Source organism: Variovorax xiamenensis, assembly GCF_050916385.1.
Taxonomy (GTDB): Bacteria; Pseudomonadota; Gammaproteobacteria; order Burkholderiales; family Burkholderiaceae_C; genus Variovorax.
This window is the reverse complement of the sequence record NZ_CP139038.1, coordinates 2,973,247-2,987,585: the sequence shown is the minus strand read 5'-3', so window position 1 is coordinate 2,987,585 and position 14,339 is coordinate 2,973,247. Positions and strand designations below refer to the sequence as shown.

22 protein-coding genes are annotated in these 14,339 nt (G+C 63.9%); 16 read left to right on the top strand and 6 right to left on the bottom strand.

Translation table 11 applies throughout. The features are described 5' to 3' along the window. Positions 1-22: 22 nt before the first annotated feature. From SFB74_RS13390 to SFB74_RS13380, 3 genes are all read right to left on the bottom strand, one after another. Positions 23-1,792 (bottom strand): P-loop NTPase fold protein, encoded by a 1,770-nt coding sequence (locus SFB74_RS13390; RefSeq protein WP_432731290.1) that lies wholly within the window; start codon positions 1,790-1,792, stop codon positions 23-25. Positions 1,793-2,368: 576 nt separating this feature from the next. After that, entirely contained in the window at positions 2,369-2,722 is a 354-nt protein-coding gene (locus tag SFB74_RS13385) for a hypothetical protein (RefSeq protein WP_432731289.1), read from the bottom strand. 505 nt (positions 2,723-3,227) lie between these two features. Further along, entirely contained in the window at positions 3,228-3,650 is a 423-nt protein-coding gene (locus tag SFB74_RS13380) for a helix-turn-helix domain-containing protein (RefSeq protein WP_432731288.1), read from the bottom strand. Positions 3,651-3,704: 54 nt separating this feature from the next. Here SFB74_RS13380 and SFB74_RS13375 point away from each other — a divergent pair, with 54 nt between their 5' ends. From SFB74_RS13375 to SFB74_RS13305, 15 genes are all read left to right on the top strand, one after another. After that, the gene (locus SFB74_RS13375; protein ID WP_432731287.1) at positions 3,705-3,932 is read left to right on the top strand and encodes a hypothetical protein; all 228 of its coding nucleotides are present in this window, start codon (positions 3,705-3,707) and stop codon (positions 3,930-3,932) included. 47 nt (positions 3,933-3,979) lie between these two features. Beyond that, entirely contained in the window at positions 3,980-4,198 is a 219-nt protein-coding gene (locus tag SFB74_RS13370) for a hypothetical protein (protein ID WP_126182919.1), read from the top strand. 46 nt (positions 4,199-4,244) lie between these two features. After that, complete coding sequence (locus SFB74_RS13365; protein WP_432731286.1) at positions 4,245-4,454, top strand: hypothetical protein; 210 nt, start codon at positions 4,245-4,247, stop codon at positions 4,452-4,454. Next, on the top strand, positions 4,451-4,846 hold the full coding sequence (locus SFB74_RS13360) for an ogr/Delta-like zinc finger family protein (protein ID WP_432731285.1): 396 nt from the start codon (positions 4,451-4,453) through the stop codon (positions 4,844-4,846). The genes SFB74_RS13365 and SFB74_RS13360 overlap by 4 nt, the downstream gene beginning before the upstream one ends. Positions 4,847-4,997: 151 nt before the next feature. After that, on the top strand, positions 4,998-5,366 hold the full coding sequence (locus SFB74_RS13355) for a hypothetical protein (protein WP_432731284.1): 369 nt from the start codon (positions 4,998-5,000) through the stop codon (positions 5,364-5,366). A gap of 7 nt (positions 5,367-5,373) precedes the next feature. Then, complete coding sequence (locus SFB74_RS13350; protein ID WP_432731283.1) at positions 5,374-6,456, top strand: replication endonuclease; 1,083 nt, start codon at positions 5,374-5,376, stop codon at positions 6,454-6,456. Between the two features lie 30 nt (positions 6,457-6,486). Beyond that, on the top strand, positions 6,487-7,428 hold the full coding sequence (locus SFB74_RS13345) for a hypothetical protein (protein ID WP_432731282.1): 942 nt from the start codon (positions 6,487-6,489) through the stop codon (positions 7,426-7,428). A 50-nt stretch (positions 7,429-7,478) separates the two neighbouring features. Then, positions 7,479-7,754, top strand: a complete 276-nt coding sequence (locus SFB74_RS13340) for a hypothetical protein (protein ID WP_432731281.1) — start codon at positions 7,479-7,481, stop codon at positions 7,752-7,754. Then, positions 7,751-7,924, top strand: a complete 174-nt coding sequence (locus SFB74_RS13335; RefSeq protein ID WP_432731280.1) for a hypothetical protein — start codon at positions 7,751-7,753, stop codon at positions 7,922-7,924. Before SFB74_RS13340 ends, SFB74_RS13335 begins: the two co-directional genes overlap by 4 nt. Beyond that, positions 7,921-8,310, top strand: coding sequence for a DUF4406 domain-containing protein (locus SFB74_RS13330; protein WP_432731279.1), 390 nt, complete (start codon positions 7,921-7,923; stop codon positions 8,308-8,310). Before SFB74_RS13335 ends, SFB74_RS13330 begins: the two co-directional genes overlap by 4 nt. Positions 8,311-8,338: 28 nt before the next feature. Then, on the top strand, positions 8,339-8,614 hold the full coding sequence (locus SFB74_RS13325; RefSeq protein ID WP_432731278.1) for a hypothetical protein: 276 nt from the start codon (positions 8,339-8,341) through the stop codon (positions 8,612-8,614). 101 nt (positions 8,615-8,715) lie between these two features. Continuing rightward, positions 8,716-9,111, top strand: a complete 396-nt coding sequence (locus SFB74_RS13320) for a hypothetical protein (RefSeq protein WP_432731277.1) — start codon at positions 8,716-8,718, stop codon at positions 9,109-9,111. Then, on the top strand, positions 9,111-9,905 hold the full coding sequence (locus SFB74_RS13315; protein ID WP_432731276.1) for a DNA-methyltransferase: 795 nt from the start codon (positions 9,111-9,113) through the stop codon (positions 9,903-9,905). The genes SFB74_RS13320 and SFB74_RS13315 overlap by 1 nt, the downstream gene beginning before the upstream one ends. Next, positions 9,902-10,699 (top strand): DNA cytosine methyltransferase, encoded by a 798-nt coding sequence (locus SFB74_RS13310; RefSeq protein WP_432731275.1) that lies wholly within the window; start codon positions 9,902-9,904, stop codon positions 10,697-10,699. The genes SFB74_RS13315 and SFB74_RS13310 overlap by 4 nt, the downstream gene beginning before the upstream one ends. After that, positions 10,696-10,962: a pyocin activator PrtN family protein gene (locus SFB74_RS13305; RefSeq protein WP_432731274.1), complete on the top strand. Its 267-nt coding sequence runs from the start codon at positions 10,696-10,698 to the stop codon at positions 10,960-10,962. Before SFB74_RS13310 ends, SFB74_RS13305 begins: the two co-directional genes overlap by 4 nt. Before the next feature lie 93 nt (positions 10,963-11,055). On the opposite strand, the gene SFB74_RS13300 is transcribed toward SFB74_RS13305, so the two are convergent. From SFB74_RS13300 to SFB74_RS13290, 3 genes are all read right to left on the bottom strand, one after another. Beyond that, positions 11,056-11,574 carry a hypothetical protein gene (locus tag SFB74_RS13300; protein WP_432731273.1) on the bottom strand — a complete coding sequence of 173 codons (519 nt, stop codon included), beginning with the start codon at positions 11,572-11,574 and terminating at the stop codon, positions 11,056-11,058. 483 nt (positions 11,575-12,057) lie between these two features. After that, positions 12,058-12,885 (bottom strand): AraC family transcriptional regulator, encoded by an 828-nt coding sequence (locus tag SFB74_RS13295; RefSeq protein ID WP_432731272.1) that lies wholly within the window; start codon positions 12,883-12,885, stop codon positions 12,058-12,060. A 28-nt stretch (positions 12,886-12,913) separates the two neighbouring features. Continuing rightward, the gene (locus SFB74_RS13290; protein ID WP_432731271.1) at positions 12,914-13,699 is read right to left on the bottom strand and encodes an acetoacetate decarboxylase family protein; all 786 of its coding nucleotides are present in this window, start codon (positions 13,697-13,699) and stop codon (positions 12,914-12,916) included. Between the two features lie 254 nt (positions 13,700-13,953). On the opposite strand from SFB74_RS13290, the gene SFB74_RS13285 reads away from it, so the two are divergent. Next, positions 13,954-14,337: a response regulator gene (locus SFB74_RS13285; RefSeq protein WP_432731270.1), complete on the top strand. Its 384-nt coding sequence runs from the start codon at positions 13,954-13,956 to the stop codon at positions 14,335-14,337. The last annotated feature ends 2 nt before the right edge of the window (positions 14,338-14,339 follow it).

Sequence of the window (14,339 nt, the reverse complement as noted above, 5' to 3'; positions counted from 1 at the left end):
CCGGCTTAGGCTGGAATCAGGTTTACGCTAGAAGTCGAGCGGGCTCAGCCGACTGGGAAGGCGTTGCGGGTGCGAGATTGAGTTCGGTGGCAAGGGTGGTGTTCTGGAAGAGTCCTCTGACCAGCCTCGATAGACGAGCGGAACCCGGGCTAGGATCGTTGACAATGCTGCGGCAAGCTTCCACAAAGCGCTCCATCGCGTGCCCGAAGTGAGGCTCATAGGCCTCTTGCTGCAGCCGCATTTGGATCATCCGCCGCATGAATTTGGGCAGTATCTCGACATCCATGTTCCGAATGGCCGTTTCGAATTCAGCAGCCGTTGTCCTCTTCATTACCACTTCCTGCATCGTTCCCCAGCCGCTGTGCTCGATGATGTGCAGGCAAGCTTCCAAGACAGTTGTTTGAGCTTGATCGCTGGCAATGGATGCGTCGAACGCTGCTTTGATATCGGCATGAAGTGGCCTACCAAATGAGACCTCCTCGTCGGCAGCATTTCTCCCTTCAGCACGAAAGGCCGTGATCCAGGCTTGAATGAATTCGTTCGCCAAGCTTTGCCCTTGCGCCAAGCCGCTCAAGACGTCATAAAGCGAAGTAGCGAGATACGGATCGAGTTGGCCCGCGATTTCTGGGAACGGCATGGCCTCGGCAATCAATTGAGCATCGGTCACTCGGTGGTCCCAACTCGCCTTCTTGATGAAGGCTTGCGCCCTTTGACGAGCCTCCGTCGCCTGACCCTCCACGATATAGCGATCGATGATTGCCTTTACCTGATCGTCCTCGAAAAGTCCTGACTCCAAGAACTCAACAAGTAGCTTCTCGAACTCACCACACCCGAAGACTCCCATTCCGTGGATGAGCAACCGCCAAACGTCCTCGCGCTTCTCCTGCTCAGTCGGCTCCTTGTTCTCATCTCGACGCTTATCTCGAAGAATACTGGTTCGCAGTGGATCAGCGATATTGAGGGCAAACTGGAAGCTCGGTCCGTCTTCAAGCCCTCGATAGTGAATTGCGGCAAACAGTACGATCGACGGCACGACTCTAGCCTGAATCGAGTCAATCAAATCGCGACCAGCGAGGACCTGATTGGTCGCTTTGATGATCTTGCTGATAATTCGAATGTTGGTGAGGCCGCAAGCAACCACTGCGCTACGCAGATTCTGGGCGTACTTCGAGGGCCAAAGCTGGATGGCGATAGAGAAGGCCTCTGCTGGTGAGGTTGAAAGCCTGATCTCTTGATCGATCACCTTTTCGCGGAAGGTAGTCCAGAGCTTTGCCTGTTCGCCTTTGCTCGAGAGCTGATCGTCGTTGAGCACGAGCAAAAAGCGGACGCTGAACTCCTTCGAATACTCGTCGATGAACCCGAGTACCTCGTCGATGCCAAGTTTCTCGTGTTTGCGCTCGATGTCATCGATCACGATCATTCTCTCGCGGAGAACTATTGGTGCCATCAATATCAAATTCAGATCGTTGATCGCAGCGAGCGCTTTGTAGTGTGCCGCCGCAATCGTCACACCACTCTTAAAAAGGTTCTTGATGACCTCGAATTTCCCCCCTCTTACGGCCGAGTCGGGAAGCGCACCTTCCATCAACTTGCGCTTTATTTGGTCAACTGTGGACAGGCCAAAGATCGACACGTAAAGCGACTTCTTGACCTTCTCATCTTCGGAATCGCGTTTGACTTCGTTCCATAGATGAGTCTTGCCCGTCCCCCATTTTCCCGACAAGGCAATCACGTTGTTGTCTCCTTTTGCGAGCAGGTCGATCAACTGTTTTTTTGTCTTTTCAAGCGTCACGAGCGCTCCTCCAAAAAATGTCTTAGCAGCGAAGGCGCCGAACGAGCGCGACTACCGCGGCAAACACTCCGGCTACTGCGCCGACGCAATGCGACGGAATTGAACGAAACATCAGCGCTGCGCGCGTGCGGCGCCAAGCCCAGATGCAACTTATGGCCATCACCGCGAGGAACACCAACGCCCAAAGTATTTGCATCCGCCAACCTTCTCAGCGCGTCGCGCTGTACGGCAAGAACGCAGGGCGATCCGTCCACAAGCTCGGTGTGTTCGCCTTATTCGCGAAGTTGACGAACTCAATGGCCCCAGGCGTTATCGCAACGATCCTGAGAACCTGGGACTCTGGGAGTGCCAAGCAGACGAACTTGTTGAGCGCCCTACTGAGATCGAGACGGCTCATGCCGCCTCGGGCCCGGAGCTTGAGGGCTTTCTGAACATCGGCCTCCGTGGTGCAAAAGAACTGATCGCCAGGCGCAGCTTTCACCAACACGCCGACCTTGAGCTCCGTCTGAGCCGCGACAGGCGTGGACGCGAACAGCAGTCCGCAAACGATCGATAGCGCTACAAGAAAGCGTCGCATTAGTCCTCGTCCTCCTCACGCTGCCACTGCGCCGCTTGCTCCAATCCCGCTTCACTTTCAATTAAAAAGTGATATGACCGCGCGAACGAAAAGGCGTTGTCCTGCTTGATGGCTGCAAGTGATTGCGGCGAGCCGGGTGCCACATCGCTTGGGAGATCATCGATACGCACGAGCTGGGCATAGGAACGCATGAATTGCTTTCCAGTCACCACTGTTGTGAAGTTCAGAACTGAGCCCCTTGCCCGAGGCTCGTAATACTCGCCACAGGCCGCAATCGCCTCCGCGAAGTCTGCGAACTCTTCCTGCTCACGCAGTACCTCTTCGCCTGAGAAGACCGACAAGAAATACTTCATCTGGCTCCCTTGTTTGCAGATGCCCAGAGCATCAGTCCCGCCAACTCGCGCACTTGCCATTCGGCTTGCGCCAACCCGGCCCGCCCCGCCCTCCGCATCCGTCAGAGCTGCGTCCGCTAGGTCGATAGGCCTCGCTTCGTGTACTTCGCGTCGCATCGGCGCGTGCTGGCCGCGAAGGAGGCTTATTGGCACCATCCGCACTGACGGCTCGTCGCTCGGGTGAGCGCTGCTTTGGGGCAGCATCCGCCTCGGCTCGCGCGCGCCGCCGCTGCTCCTCGGCCTCTTCCTCCCGACGCTCAGCCTCGTCCTGGGCGCGGTTGCGCCGCGCCATCTCTTCGATGAGCTGATCGACACGGGCGGCCTGTGCCTGCGCAATAGGCACGATGGCAAGCAGCAGTGCCAACACAACGCGTCGCATCTGTCCCCCTACTCCGCCGCCTCGGTCGCGGCGTCCCCCATCGCCATGAACATCCAACGGGCCAGGGTCCAGAGGACCAGACCTAGCCTACCCGTTGGCCCTCTTCGGTTGCGCGAGCGCATCAAGAACGCTACGCGCCGCGGCTCGGCCTCGCTCGTCTGCCGCTTCATAGTTATCGAGCAGTGCCGCCTCTTCCCGCGTGACAACTCGCATTACGGTGTCTACCGACGCGGCTGACTGCGGCTGCTCATCATTTGCGGGCGTACCTTTGCCAGCGAGCATCCGCTGGCCCGAAAACAGGAACGCCACGTCCACGCCGTGCGCAGCTACACGAGTCAAGTAGTCCGCATCGGGCGCGCGCTTCCCCGTCTCGTAGTTCGACTGAGCGTTCAGCTTCACGCCGCCAAGCTCTGCCAGGGCCTCTTGCGACAGGCCAAGGCGCTTGCGCTCTTCCCTTAGTCGAGACGAAAAATCACCCATATGGATAAAAAATGATTGAACTTCATCCATTCGAGCGATAAAGTCCGCCGCACACACAAATTAATCCGTTCGGATATTAAACGCATGGCTCACACCGCCCGTCGCCGTGGTCGCCCCCAGCTTCCACCCGAGATCCGCCTCGTCAACGAAGCGCCCATCGCCATGCGCCTCGCCCCAGACGAGAAAGAACGCACCCAGCAATACGCAGCGCGCGAGGGCCGTTCTCTCGGCAATTTCACGCGCCGCGTGTACCTCAAGGGCCTCGCGCAGTACGAGGCCGAACAGGCCGGCGCCACCACATCCGCCGCCTGACCCACCGCACCAGTCTCTCCCCTCCTTTGCCCGAAGGACTCTCGACGATGTACCCCGATCCCAAGCGCGTGCGCGACAACCGCCAGACCGTCCGGTTTGACGACTACGAAGACGAGCTGCTGCGAATCCTGTCCAAGATGACCGGCGCGCAGACCTCGACGCTCATCCGTGAGCTGGCCATGCGCCAGGCCGAGGAAATGCTGGCCGACGCGTTCTTCGGCCAGGAGCCCAAGGCCGACGCCAGTCTGCCCCGCGCCGCGGGCTAAGCCCAGCCGCATCAACGCGGCCTGAAGCCAGCGCAACAAACGCCGAATGTCTGACGAAAAGATGACATCCAAAGAGATCGAACTCACCGACGCCGAACACGACGTGTTCGATCGGGTGCGCCGGGAGCAAGGTCTGGCGGACGTCGCCGACGCCATCGAATGGCTGGTGCGGACCCGGCTGCGCAAGGGCATCGAACACATCACCGGCCGCCGTCGCGGCCCCCGTCTGGTTGCCTCGGGAGGAAAGCGGCAATGAGCGAGAGCCTTCACGAGCAGGCCGGCGAAGCCGGCAACCGCTACATGCGGATCACCATCGAGTGCCCGCACTGCGGCACCCGCTGCGTGGCCTGCGACAGCCGCGCCATGAGCAAGACCATGCGCGAGATCACCTACCGCTGCCGCAACTGGCGGTGCGGCTTCACGGGCGTGGCCACGCTGGAGTTTCAGCGGGTGCTGGTGCTCTCCAGCATTCCCGCGGCAGACGTTTCACTGCCGCTCTCGCGCCACATCCGCCGCGGCCAGCTCGCCCTGGCGCTCGCGGACGAAGGCAACGTCGCCGACGACGAAGCCGCCTACGCCGCGAACCTGCACACGCCCACCAACGACTGGGGCACGGGCGGCGCCATGAGTGGCGCCCCGCCCGACTGATCTAGTCCGCGCCCTCGCGGCGCACCCACCACCGCCCAACCCCTGCCACGCGCCTTTTTCAAGGCGTGCGGCCCTTCTCACGCCTTTTTCAGCACAGGAGCCGAAGTCATGTCCCTCACCGCCCGCCGCACCGCCTGCGATATCTGACCGCATGCACAGCGCCGAGCCACCAGCACAACCAGCGCTCCATGGCCCGACCCAACCCTCAACACACATTGCCGATGGCACTCCCAACCCGTTCTATGCCCGCCACGCGGCCCGGCTCGCCGAGCTGCGCGAAGAGTTCGCCCAGGGCACGAGCCATGCGCGAAACATCACTGCGGCTGAGCGCGAGTGGGAAGGCATCTCCAAGCGCTCGCGCGCAATGCTGCTCTTCTGGGCCGGCTACGACGTCAACGGCATCGCCTTCGCCGTGGAGCGGGCTTGGCGTGAGCTGCCGCCTCTTGAGCGCAGCGCCGTCGGCGAGGCCATCCGCGAGCTGCAGAACGACCTTCGCACGGTCTTCGCGCTGACCTTGTAGGCACCCCATGCGCATCGTCGCCAAACGCCACGCCAAGCCCGATCCGGTCTTCTGGATGCGGTTTCGCTCCAGCCTCCCGCACGACCAGCACGTCGCGCGGGTGGCGCGCGAAATGGACGCCCGCATGCGCGGCGAGCTGCCGCCGCAGTGGGAGCCGGCGTTCGACATCATCATGCCGCTCAAGCCGACGGTGCGCGCCGTCGGCGGCGACTGGCTGAGCTGGAACCTTGCGCGCGTTGACGCGATGCGTGACTTCGAGCACGAGCACAAGGACATCCTGCATTGGGCCGTTGGCGATTCGGAGGTGTGCGCCCGCGCTCGCCGCTGCGCCAGGGCGCTCGACGACATGCTCAACGGCCATCCGCTGCCAATGAGTCTGCAGGACAAGCTGGACACGGTGCTCGACTACTGCGAGCGCCTGGGCGTCGACAAGCCCAACTCCAAGACGCCCGAGGGACTGATCGCCCGCGCCATCACAGAGCAATGGTGGCGGCGCGCGCTGCGCCGCAAGGTGGCGCGCACCGTGGAGCACGCGGCAATCAAGCTGGCCGTCGTGCATCACCGTAACGGCGGCTATGCGAGCGATGAGGCTTGCCGCCGGCGCGTCGACCAGCACAAGCGCAACGCCGATCTGCTGGCCCGCGTGAAGATGCGCAACGAGGCCGGTCAGGTCTACAGCCTGGCCGAGCTGGCCGCGCTGTCGCCCAGCAACCGGGACATCCGCCGCGGCGAGCTGATGACGCGCATTCGCGGCTGTGAGGAATTCGCAGATGCCAACGGGCACCACGGCCTCTTTCTGACGCTCACGTGCCCGAGCCGCTTTCATGCCGTGCTGTCGGGCGGGAAGTCTCGGTGGGCGAAGCCAACCCGAAACAACAAATACGAGGGCGCCACGCCCCGCGATGCGCAGCAGCGGCTGTGCAGCATGTGGGCAAAGGCACGCGCGAAGATGGGCCGCAAGGGCATCGCGGGCTACGGCTTCCGCGTCGCCGAGCCGCATCACGACGGGTGCCCGCATTGGCATGCGCTGCTGTGGTTCGATACGCCAGAGCAGGCCCAGCAGGCTCAAGACATCATCAGCGGCTACTAGCTCAGCGACGCGGGCGATGAGCCCGGCGCCGTGCGCAACCGTTGCAAGTTCATCGCCATGGAGCGCGGCGGCGCCGCGGGCTACGTGGCGAAGTACGTGGCCAAGAACATCGGCGCCGAGGACGGTGGCGACGCCGGTGTCGGCCAGCACACCGACACCATGGACGGCTTCGAGCACGTCATGGACACGCGCGAATTCAAGGGCTGGCAGCGCGTGGACGCCTGGGCCAGCACCTGGGGGATTCGGCAGTTTCAGCCCCTCGGTCAGCCGCCGGTGTCGGTGTGGCGCGAGATGCGCCGGGTCACCAAGGACCAGATCGACCACGCGCAGATGCGCCTCGACCTGGGCGACGCCGCCGCGGTGAAGGCATGGTGGGCCTGCCACAAGCAAGGCGCTATTCAGGCTTCGTGGGAAGGCTACGTCCGCTCCCAGGGCGGCATGTGTCGCAAGCGCCGCGAATGGATGCTGCGCAGCGCCGTGCGCGTCACCAAGGACACGACCAACAGCTACGGCGAGACCATCGGCCGCAAGACGGTGGTGGGCGTCGAAACGCGCGTCGGGCACTGGCTCGTGAGCCGCCGGCAGGCGTGGCGTTCCTGCGCGAGCGAAGCCGCGCAGGACAAGGCCGAGCGCGAAGCGCTGGGCCGCCCTTGGACTCGTTTCAATAACTGTACGGTCCGGCTCAACGAAGAGCCGCAGCGACTGCTGATGCGCGGCGATCTGCCGTGGCCGAAGGCCCACGACACCGACGAAATCGAGCCGCCGGCGCCCCGAAAGCCCGCCCCGGCCGCCCCGATCGAGCAAGTCAACCACATCGCCGGCGAGCGAACCACATTCCGCATGCCTGAGTGCGTCCGGATCGCGCCCGCAACCCCAGCCACGGCCCAACCCGCCAACGACCTCGACGCCCTGCTCGCACGCATGAAGGCCTTCGCGCCGGTCATGCGCGAGCTGACTGCGGCCGGTCGCTGAGTTCCCCCATGCACCCAACCCTTTCAACCACCAACCGGAGCCGCATCAACATGCCACGCACCAGCACCGCTGCCGTCGTACAGATCGCGCAGCACAAACCCTACGCACCTCCGATGGCGCATAAGGTTCACATCACCGCGCCCTACCTGCCGGCGTGCGCCACCGACGTGCGCGCCACCATCGAGCGCGTGCGCGGCCTGCTCGAAGCCCAGGCCACCGGCCGGCGCAAGCCGCGCCGCGCGGACGTGCGGCCCGAACAGCAGGCCGACATGTTCCCGTCCACCGTCGTGCGAATCGCCGCCGTGCAGCAACGGAGGGCCGCATGAACGCGCACCGCCTCAACCACCACGACATCCAGGCCGTGAAGACTATCGAGGAGCGAGCCAGGCGCAAGGCGCGGGCGGCGCGCATCGCCGATCGCATCACGCTGCTGGGCTGCGCGCTGGCCACGCTGGCATTGCTCGCTCTGAGCCTGACGGGAGGCCTCGGGCAATGAGCGCAGCACACACCTCCCTGCGCGCCGGCCGCGTCTACATCGCCGGCCCGATGACCGGCTACGCCGAACTCAACTTTCCGGCCTTCCACGCCGAAGCCAAGGCCCTGCGCATCGCCGGCCTCGAAGTCATCAACCCCGCCGAGATCAACGTCGACCCGAACATGGGCTGGGCCGCATGCATGCGCGCCGATATCGCGCAGCTGGTGACGTGCGATCGCATTCACCTGCTGCCGGGCTGGTCGAACAGCAAGGGCGCCGCGCTGGAGCACCACATCGCGAGCGCCCTGGGCCTGCTGGTCACGCTGGCCGACGGCGCCGAGAGCGCAGCGGCCTGCTCACCTACGCCCGCAGCGCTCCCAACTGCCGAGCCGCTTGCCGGTGCTTAAGCGCCGGCTGTCCGAAACGGAGACCGACATGACGACTAACAAGCAATCCACCACGGCCAGCAAATACGAGGCGCTCGACAAACTGCTGCTAGCGCGAATCGCGCGCGCGCCGACCGGCTTCGCCAATCTCCAAGAAGCCGAGATCATGGCCGCGGCAGAGCCCTTCACCGTTCCGGATCGGTTCGGAGTCAAGGGCCCGACGTGGCGAATCCTCGACCGGAGACTGCAGGCACTGCGCAAACAGGAGCGGATCGAGCACGTCAAGGGCCTCTGGTGCATCACGGGAACGGGGAGGCTGCTTTGAAAACCGCTCGAAGGCAGCGACACGCTCGCCGTGACGGCGGCGAGCTGTGCCACAGCCATCCGGTCGCAACCGCAGTCGCGAAAGCGAGGATGGCCAGTCACATGACCACGGTCAGCATCGCCGTCTACATGACGGCCGACGGCGAGCCCGCGCGCGATCTGCTCTCGCACCTGGGATGGGTCATCGGCATCGGTGCGGAGATCGCCGCCGAGGTAGCGCCCGGCCTTCCGCAAGCCAAGCGGCTCCATGCCGCGCTGCGCACGGTGGTCCAGCTCAGCATGGACAACGCATGGCAAGCGGCGCAGGCCGGCGTGCTGTCGGACGCGGCCAACGAGGCGAGCGCCCTGCTGATCGCGCATCCCGGAATCGGCGTCGAGCAGATCTCAAGCGGCGACTACATCGCGGCGCGGATACGCGATGGCGTAGCGCGACTCACCGACGTGGCCGGCGCCGAGATCTACGCTAATGCCGGCGCCGCCGAGAAAGGCGGTGCGTGATGCGGGTCGAAACCATCGGCGGCGCCACGCTGTACCACGGCGAAGCCCTCGAAGTACTGCAGGCTCTCATGCCTGGAACGGCCGACGCCGTCATCACCGACCCACCCTACTCAAGCGGCGGTGCCTTCCGGGGCGATCGCGCGCTGGACACGAAAGCCAAGTACCTCAGCACCGGATCCGGCAACCATGAGAAAACGTCGGACTTTGGTGGCGACAACCGCGATCAACGCTCATTCCATTTCTGGTCGACGCTCTGGTCAGCGGCTGCGCTTCGTGCATCGAAGCCCGGCGCCCCCGCAGCGTTCTTCTCGGACTGGCGGCAATTGCCTGTCTCGTCCGACTACCTGCAGGCCGGCGGGTGGGTGTGGCGCGGCGTGGTGCCGTGGGTAAAGAAGTCGCCGCGGCCGCAGATGGGGCGCTTCACGTCAGCCGCCGAGTACGTCGTCTGGGGTTCGGCTGGGCCAATGCCTGTCGATCGCGGCGTGGGGTGCCTGCCTGGCTTCTACGAATACCACGCACCAACAGATCGCGAGCACGTGACGCAGAAGCCGGTGGCGCTGATGGCCGACATGGTCGAGATCTGCGAGCCAGGCGGCTTGGTGCTGGACCCTTTCATGGGATCGGGCACCACCGGTGTCGCTGCACTCAAGCTGGGCCGCCGGTTCATCGGGTGCGAGCAGAGCCTGCAGTACTTCGACATCGCGTGCCGGCGAATTGAGGAAGCGCTCGAGAGCATCTTCGCTGAAGAGCGAAGCCGCCCGGTGCAGCTCGATTTGGGAGGGCACGCCTCTTGATCGCCTACTACAACGAGTTCGACCCGAAGGCGGCGGCTTGGCTGCGCGAACTCATCAAGCACGGACATATCGCCCCGGGGGTGGTGGACGAAAGGAGCATCGAGGATGTCGTACCAGATGAGCTTGTGGGATACACCCAATGCCACTTCTTCGCCGGCATTGGCGTATGGAGCTACGCACTTCGTCGAGCAGGATGGCCCGACGATCGTCAGGTCTGGACCGCATCCTGCCCTTGCCAGCCTTTCAGCCAGGAAGGCGAAGGCGCTGGGTTTGCTGACGAGCGGCACCTCTGGCCCCACCTCTACCACCTCGTCGGCCAGCGCCGCCCTGGAATCCTTATTGGTGAGCAAGTTGCGAGCAAGGACGCAAACCCATGGGTCGACCTTGTACAGACTGACTTGGAAGCCTTGGGTTATGCCTTCGGGGCGATCGCGTTTCCGTCTGCGGGCGTCGGTGCGCCGCACATCCGCGACCGGGTCTACTGGGTGGGTCACGCCGACCACGCGCGACTGGAAGGACACGCTGGGGATGTCGGCCTTGCGGGATGGCGACCAGCGATTGGACCAGTTGCCGCGGCAGGCCTACTTGGTGACCTCGACGCGACGAACAGCCCTTGGCAACATGCTGACTGGCTTCTGTGCCGAGATGGAAAGTGGCGCCCAGTTGAACCCGGCACATTCCCGCTGGCTCATGGGTCTCCCGCCCGCGTGGGACGACTGCGCGGTTATGGCAATGCAATCAATGCAGAAGCCGCAAAAGCGTTCATCGAAGCAGTGATGGAGGACGTGCAATGAAGACGATATTTCTGCTTATGGCGCAATACGATGCTCGCCCCGTCATACCGCTCGAATGGGTCCAACGCGATTTCTTCAGCCATCTGGACGTAAAGAAACTTGCGGCAAAGTGCACTACCGGCGAAATCAAGCTCCCGCTCGTGCGTACTGATCCCGGTAGCCAAAAGTCACCGAAAGGAATAGGCATTCAAGACCTTGCCCGGTATCTTGATGACCGCCAGCAGGCGGCGCGTAGAGAGCTGGAGCAGCTTACCGCCAGATAAAAAACGGCCCGCATCAGCGGGCCGTTTGCATTGAATCGAATGTCTGGGTCTTCACGAGCAGCGCCCGGTAAGCACCTCAACATGTTGAAGCTGTCAATCGTACTTTTCCAACCCCCACGGCCCTTCGTCCACATCCAGCTCGTTGCCTACCCGCTCGATAAGATCATCGGGATATCGCCCGGCGAACTCCTCGCTAAGTTCTTCAGCCATATCGACATCCGGCCAGCTATATCCGGTTTCGGACTCCGAATCGTAGTAGGCGAAGTCGATGAGCGGCGTGTACTTCGAGCGAGCCCAGCGCCGCATCGCGTCAACGGCTTCGTCCTCATCGATAGTCCTGAAGCCGCGCTCTTCGATGAACGCGCCGAGACCAGGCTTTTTCAATGCAAGTTCTCGCAAGGTGTGCCATGCGGCCCAACTTGCGGACTCGACATGCTTGTGTAGTAGGGCCCAGTTTTTAAATCCTAGGCTGACGGCAATCCTGTCTTGGTGAAAGGTAAGGCCGTTGCCATCAGGATCAGCTTTCCGGTTCAACTTGGCAAAGCGCTTTGCCAAGTCCAGAAAATCCTGTTTCGACAGATAGTCGAGAAAAGAAAACGTAATAGAAGGCATCGTGTATCTCCGGTTGAGAGCGCATTCAAAGGGGCACGGCCCGCAGTTCCCACGCGCTCGCAGAGCTACGCGAAAAATTGAAATTCGGAGATGCTTTCGCTTCGCAAGCGCGGGCCAGCCGGCTCTCTCTAGGGAGCACGGAAAAATTATACGTGCGTCGCCTTCGGCGCGCTTGTGAGTGGCATTGCTGTGCCCGTTTTGCCAACGCTTCGAGACTGCGAATGCCTCGCTTGCTATAGGCGCGCTGCAGAGTTCAACAGGATGGCAGGTCGCACACGATCACGGCATCGGTGCCACATCGGCGCCACATCGGAGAACGGCCTATCCCTAGGCTATTGATTTTTAAGCGCTTTTTCGGATCGCCCCATCCAATCCATCATGGGTGCAACGGAGACGACCTTCTCTTCCAAAACGCGGGATTCCTGTGGTTGGCGGCGATGGCCCGGACATCGATCGGCCCGGGCGGGCAAGCCCGCTAGTTTCTCACGCGGCCCTTTCCACGCGCTCCCGGGCGGCCATGTAGTTGCCCGGCGTCACGCCGAAGCAGCGGCGGAACCAGCGCGAGAAATGGGCCTGGTCGGTAAAGCCGCACTGTGCCGCCACCTCCGCGGCCGCGTGGCCGTCGCGCAGCAGCGCCTTGGCCCGGCCGATGCGCGCGAGCCGCGCGTAGTGGGCCGGCGTCATGCCCACGGCCACCCGGAAAAGCCGATGGAAGTGCTCTCGCGACACGCCCAGCCTCTGTGCCAGCCCGGCGGGATCGATCCGGCAGGCGTCTTGCGTCGCCAGCGCCTCGCAGACGGCCTCCACGCGCGCGTCGCCCATGTGGCGCTCGACCGGCACGAGTTCGCCATCGGCCTGTGCGCGAAGAATCCTTTCCAGCAGCCGGCCTACCTGTGCACCGTCTTCCGCCCGCGCGGCGGATGCCAGCGCATCGGCCATGTCCGCGTCGTGCCACACGCCCTGCCTCAGCGTGCCTCGCAACTGCGCTGGCCAGCCGAGGCGCCCGCTCGCCCAGGCGTGCGGCACGTAGAGCATCACCATCCGAAAGCCCTGCGCGCTCACGCCGGCGGTGTGCAGCATGAAAGGCGCCATCAGCACGATGTCGCCGGCCTGCGCCACCTGCCGCTCGCCGGCGCAGGTGAATTCGCAGCGGCCTTCGAGGATGGCGCCCACGCTCCACTCCGCGTGCCAGTGCAGCTCGAAGCGCGCCTTGGGATCGGCCGCGAACATGGCCTCGATCTGCGCGCCGCCTTCCATCGGCAGGCCGATGACGTGCGAGGCTGGCGGATTTGCGGTCGGGCTGCGGCTCATCCCGCAAAGGGTAGCGCGGCCGGCGGCGTCACGCCGCGATGGCGCCGCGCACGGTGAGTCCCATCCATCCGGCGCTCGCGGCCGTGGCTTCCACCGCGCCGAGCGACGCCAGCTCCTCGACGGGGTGCTCGTGGAACTGCAATGTCGCGCTGCCGCCCGTCCAGCCTGGCTCGACGCGGTCGATGATGTCGGCGCGCAGGTAGCGCGGCACTGGCGCGATTCCGGGCTGCGTCAGGTCGGGCCAGCCGATCGCACCCACGGTCGGCGCGGAGAGAAAACCCAGCCGCCCCGTTTTCTCGCCCGACAGCGTGACCGACGCATCCACCAGGCGCCGTTCCTTCACGCTGAGGCTCGCACCGAGCCGGCTTCCCGCGGCAAGCGGCGCCGCCGCCGGATGGATCAGCGGCATGCTGCGCGTGAGCCAGGTCTGCCCGATCTTCTTGGGCCAGCCCTGCAGCCAGCCGCGCAGCAGCGAGATGTCCTGGTCGACGTAGATCAGCGGGCAATGGAAGGAACGCGCATCGCCGGCACCGTGCCTGGGCGCGATCTCGAGCACCACGATGGTCTCGCGGTACTGCGCATACACCGGGTCGAGCAGCTCGCGGCCGTCGTCGCCGCAGTACTGCCAGTCCGCGAAATGGACGCAGCCCTTGCCGGTGGCCGTGCCGAGCTCGGCCGGCACCAGCGCGGCGCCGCACGCGGCGTCGAACTCGAAGGCGACGTTGACGAGCCAGCCTGCGTAGTGCCAGGGCGGCGCCTGCACCAGCGCGCTGCGGCCGGAAGATGTGAAAGGAGGCGTAAAGGATTGCGGCATGACGGTTGCGCTGCGGACGGGGCCGCTCTGTTGAAGACCGCCGCACGATATGGCCGCGCATGCCGCCGCGTCTTGTACGCCAGTGATCCCTCTTTTCCGCTCCCTTTCTCCAGCGCAGGGTTCTACGGCAGATGGAGGCGTTGTCCGACTCGACTCGCCGCACCGGCAGGGACAATGCCCCGGTCGGCCCGAGACAAGCCGACGAGAGCAAGACAGCAACAACAGAACAGAACGAGAAGCCCCGACTGCGAACAATGACCCGTATCTACCTGATAGAAGACAACCCCCTGATCGCCACCACGCTGACCGACGGCCTGCAGGAGTTTTCCGACTGCGACGTGATCGGCACCGCCGCCACCTCGGGCAGCGCCATCGACTGGCTCAGGCAGAACCCGGGGGAATGGGATGCGGCGGTCATCGACATCTTCCTGGCCGAGGGCAACGGGCTCACCGTGGCGCAGTACCTGCAGGAGCACAAGTCGCCCGCACAGCGCACCGTGGTGCTCATGAACCACGCCACGTCCGAAGTGCGCGAAGGCGCGCTCTCCGCCGGAGTGGACGCAGTGTTCGACAAGTCGCTGCAACTCGAAGCCTTCTACGACTTCTGCAGGACGCTGAACATCTCCCCGCGCCGCTGAAC

Excerpts from the sequence above, each read along its gene's own strand:
- SFB74_RS13320 (WP_432731277.1), top strand. The coding sequence starts at position 8,716 with ATGACCACGGTCAGCATCGCCGTCTACATGACGGCCGACGGCGAGCCC.
- SFB74_RS13315 (WP_432731276.1), top strand. The coding sequence starts at position 9,111 with ATGCGGGTCGAAACCATCGGCGGCGCCACGCTGTACCACGGCGAAGCC.
- SFB74_RS13340 (WP_432731281.1), top strand. The coding sequence starts at position 7,479 with ATGCCACGCACCAGCACCGCTGCCGTCGTACAGATCGCGCAGCACAAA.
- SFB74_RS13300 (WP_432731273.1), bottom strand. The coding sequence starts at position 11,574 with ATGCCTTCTATTACGTTTTCTTTTCTCGACTATCTGTCGAAACAGGAT.
- SFB74_RS13360 (WP_432731285.1), top strand. The coding sequence starts at position 4,451 with ATGAGCGAGAGCCTTCACGAGCAGGCCGGCGAAGCCGGCAACCGCTAC.
- SFB74_RS13365 (WP_432731286.1), top strand. The coding sequence starts at position 4,245 with ATGTCTGACGAAAAGATGACATCCAAAGAGATCGAACTCACCGACGCC.
- SFB74_RS13355 (WP_432731284.1), top strand. The coding sequence starts at position 4,998 with ATGCACAGCGCCGAGCCACCAGCACAACCAGCGCTCCATGGCCCGACC.
- SFB74_RS13385 (WP_432731289.1), bottom strand. The coding sequence starts at position 2,722 with ATGAAGTATTTCTTGTCGGTCTTCTCAGGCGAAGAGGTACTGCGTGAG.
- SFB74_RS13330 (WP_432731279.1), top strand. The coding sequence starts at position 7,921 with ATGAGCGCAGCACACACCTCCCTGCGCGCCGGCCGCGTCTACATCGCC.
- SFB74_RS13290 (WP_432731271.1), bottom strand. The coding sequence starts at position 13,699 with ATGCCGCAATCCTTTACGCCTCCTTTCACATCTTCCGGCCGCAGCGCG.
- SFB74_RS13335 (WP_432731280.1), top strand. The coding sequence starts at position 7,751 with ATGAACGCGCACCGCCTCAACCACCACGACATCCAGGCCGTGAAGACT.
- SFB74_RS13305 (WP_432731274.1), top strand. The coding sequence starts at position 10,696 with ATGAAGACGATATTTCTGCTTATGGCGCAATACGATGCTCGCCCCGTC.
- SFB74_RS13370 (WP_126182919.1), top strand. The coding sequence starts at position 3,980 with ATGTACCCCGATCCCAAGCGCGTGCGCGACAACCGCCAGACCGTCCGG.
- SFB74_RS13375 (WP_432731287.1), top strand. The coding sequence starts at position 3,705 with ATGGCTCACACCGCCCGTCGCCGTGGTCGCCCCCAGCTTCCACCCGAG.
- SFB74_RS13285 (WP_432731270.1), top strand. The coding sequence starts at position 13,954 with ATGACCCGTATCTACCTGATAGAAGACAACCCCCTGATCGCCACCACG.
- SFB74_RS13350 (WP_432731283.1), top strand. The coding sequence starts at position 5,374 with ATGCGCATCGTCGCCAAACGCCACGCCAAGCCCGATCCGGTCTTCTGG.
- SFB74_RS13325 (WP_432731278.1), top strand. The coding sequence starts at position 8,339 with ATGACGACTAACAAGCAATCCACCACGGCCAGCAAATACGAGGCGCTC.
- SFB74_RS13380 (WP_432731288.1), bottom strand. The coding sequence starts at position 3,650 with ATGGATGAAGTTCAATCATTTTTTATCCATATGGGTGATTTTTCGTCT.
- SFB74_RS13295 (WP_432731272.1), bottom strand. The coding sequence starts at position 12,885 with ATGAGCCGCAGCCCGACCGCAAATCCGCCAGCCTCGCACGTCATCGGC.